The sequence below is a fragment of the Chryseobacterium sp. HMWF035 genome, assembly GCF_003094695.1.
GTDB lineage: Bacteria > Bacteroidota > Bacteroidia > Flavobacteriales > Weeksellaceae > Chryseobacterium > Chryseobacterium gambrini.
In genome coordinates this window covers 1-3,168 of record NZ_QEHP01000127.1, presented here as the reverse complement: position 1 = coordinate 3,168, position 3,168 = coordinate 1, and the positions used below count along the sequence as shown (strand labels likewise).

The following is a 3,168-nucleotide window of genomic DNA, read 5'->3' as shown; positions in this document are numbered from 1 at the left end:
GCTTTATATACTAATCCCATGTAAGCTTCAATATCTGAATTGTAATATTGATGTGTATAGAGATAATATGTCATTAAACATAAATAAAGTGATAATAGAAATTTAATGATTTTATTATTTTTAATTAACATTTTAGTATTGTTTAGTAATTTAATTTGTATAGATTTACAAAACTATAACAAAATAAAAAAAATAATCTTTTAATCATGAAAAAAACAATTATTTTAATTGCCATGGCAATTAATGGAATCTCCGCTGCTCAATCTTGGAATTTAAATGGTAACTCTGGAACTACACCTGGAACAAACTACATTGGAACTTCTGATAATCAGGATTTCGTATTAAAAACCAACAATCAAGAAAGATTAAGAATAAACTCTAGCGGAAATATTGGATTAGCCGGAGCTCCCGCAAACGATATTGCCCTAAAAGTATCGGGGCGAACCCAAGTTTCAACTAATATTTTAAGCGATACTTTTTATGTAGGAAATGAAGGAGCCAATCATGACAATGGAAATTCTCTCGTTTTTCTTCGATATACACAATATCAGCCGAATAACCCTGGAATCATTGATGTAGCTGGATGGGGAACTCCTGCAGCATATGGATGGATCATGTCATTAAGAGCAAACGGAAAACTTTTTTTAGGTACTAATCCTAATAGTTCCTGTGCAGATTGTAATGATTACCGCCTTTTTGTAAAAGATGGAATTAGAACCGAAAAAGTAAAAGTGGATATAGCATCATCAAATGGTTGGGCAGATTATGTATTTGACGACAGCTATAAATTAATGGATTTGAGTAGTTTAGAAAATTACATAAAAAAGAATAAGCATCTTCCTGAGGTTCCATCAACAGATGAAGCAATAAAAGAAGGTATTGAATTAAAAGAAATGAACATTCTTTTGTTAAAAAAAATAGAAGAATTAACATTATATGTAATACAACAACAAAAGGAAATTCAAGAACTTAAAAATACTGTCAAAAAAAATGAAAAATAAAATACTTCCAATATTATTATTTGCAGGATCATTTTTATTTGGACAGAGTAAACTTTATTATATTGAAATTCCAGATGAAAACAATGCTCCAAAAATAACAACAGTTGATGGAAAAACCGTTATATTACATAATGATATACAAGTAAGGGATATGCTTTCCAAACATGGAATCATCAATTTAGAGAAAGCTTTTCCTACATCAAAAATGCCTTATCTAAGAACAATTTATTTATTAGAAACCAAAAGTACAGATTTAATTAATGACTTAAATAAGTATAAACAATATTTTCCTTACACAGAAGAAACTTATAAAGGAGAAACCTTACTTTATACACCGAATGACTATGATTTGATAGATCCTGTTTACCATCACAGAAATTTTGAATTAATTAATCTCAGAACTGCATGGGATTATAGTACAGGTGATCCAAATTTTAATATTGGGATTTCTGATAGTGGAATTAATACTGCTCATGAAGACTTACAAGGAAAAGTAACTATGCTTACGAATGTAAGTGATTGGCATGGCACTTCGGTTTCAGGAATTGCCGCAGCAGCTACAGATAACAATATTGGTATGGCTGGAATTGGCTTTAATTCAAAAGTATTATTCAAATATATGTATGATGGGGCTATGATGAATACCTTGCTTGTTTTATCACAAAATGGCGCAAGAGTAGTAAATGCCAGTTGGTATAACTCATGCAGTTATAGTTCAATAGATCAGCTTGTTATTGACGAAGTTCATCAGAACGGAACAGTTATCGTTGTTGCTGCCGGAAATGGGGGAACTTGTGGAGGTCCTGATAATTACGTTTATCCTGCAAGTTATAATCATGTCATAAGTGTTTCATCAGTGGGTTTTGCAAAAGTTGGAAATGTTGCCTGTTGTGGACCCGGTGCAGGACTTCCTTTCAATTGGGAAGATCGTGTCGGAATTGGTCCAGGTGTAAATAATGATAGACACCAGACAAACGATATGGTAGATTTGAGAGCTCCAGGTTATGATGTGGTTTCGTTATTCGATCCAAATTACAATAATCAAGGAACAAAATATACCCATATTTACGGAACATCAATTGCAGCACCACAAGTTTCAGGAGTCGTTAGTTTGATGTTAACTGCAAACAGTTGTTTAAATACTGAAGAGGTTGAAACAATCTTAAAACTTACCTCAGCCCGACTAGATAACATTCAGGAGAATCAACCATACCTGGGAAAACTTGGTGCAGGAAGAATTGATGCGGGTGAAGCTACAAAAATTGCATGGCAAATGAATCCTGCAAACGGAGGTGAAGTATTAATAAAGAATAGAAACTTTGAAAAATGGGACTTTGAGCTTACAAATTCACCAGAATCTATAAGAATTCAAAACGAAAGTTTTACAGAGAATGCAAATGTTAAATTTAAAGCTAAAAAAAGTATAATTTTAGATACAAATACACTTTTGGAGCCAGGAAATGGAAAAAGTCATTATTTCTATATAGAAGATACGAACACTTGTTTTAATTTTAATCCTAATCAAAATAAATCTGCTAATTCGGGAGCAAATGTATCAAAAAATAATTCTTCAAGCATAATCGAAATTAAGAATGAAGATATTACACTTTATCCAATCCCTGCCAAGGATAATCTATTCATTAAAGCTAATAAAGAATTGAAAAATAGCACGATTAAAATATTTGATATAAGTAACAGATTAGTGTTTGAAAGCAATATTTCTATTATAAATACTGCTTCAATAGATATCTCAAAATTATTAAAAGGCACTTATTTTATTGATATTACTAATGATAATTCTAAGTTAAAGTATTTCAAAAAATTCGTTAAGGAATAAAAATATAATTTTATAAACAGAAAGATCGCTTCTTGAATTTGAGGCGATTTTTTTGTTGCCAGAAAAAACCCTTTATAAGTTGCTTTTTTGAGTTAAAGATAATAGGATACTTTTCCAATTCCGGACGAAAACCGCTGAAAAACTCTTCAATAGAAGGAATATCACTTCCTTCAAAATCAAAGATTTTAGTCTGTATATTTTCACAAATTACATTGTCTATAATAAATGAAGAACCTGATAATTTAATATAATCCTTATCATTAAAAGTACCCAATAACGCAATAGTTTTATGATCATTATAGACGGCGATAAGATTAATAATTACAGTAC

2 protein-coding genes and 1 pseudogene are annotated in these 3,168 nt (G+C 30.8%); 2 read left to right on the top strand and 1 reads right to left on the bottom strand.

Annotated elements, in window-relative coordinates:
* The first annotated feature begins 206 nt into the window (after positions 1-206).
* Both DD829_RS19880 and DD829_RS19875 read left to right on the top strand, forming a co-directional pair.
* Entirely contained in the window at positions 207-1,001 is a 795-nt protein-coding gene (locus DD829_RS19880; RefSeq protein WP_116548092.1) for a hypothetical protein, read from the top strand.
* Complete coding sequence (locus DD829_RS19875) at positions 991-2,838, top strand: S8 family peptidase (protein ID WP_116548091.1); 1,848 nt, start codon at positions 991-993, stop codon at positions 2,836-2,838. The genes DD829_RS19880 and DD829_RS19875 overlap by 11 nt, the downstream gene beginning before the upstream one ends.
* A gap of 10 nt (positions 2,839-2,848) precedes the next feature.
* Here the strand turns inward: DD829_RS19875 and DD829_RS23850 are convergent.
* Positions 2,849-3,168: pseudogene (locus tag DD829_RS23850) on the bottom strand (hypothetical protein); the annotation flags it as partial.

Coding starts and splice junctions, on each gene's coding strand:
- DD829_RS19880 (WP_116548092.1), top strand. CDS start 207: ATGAAAAAAACAATTATTTTAATTGCCATGGCAATTAATGGAATCTCC.
- DD829_RS19875 (WP_116548091.1), top strand. CDS start 991: ATGAAAAATAAAATACTTCCAATATTATTATTTGCAGGATCATTTTTA.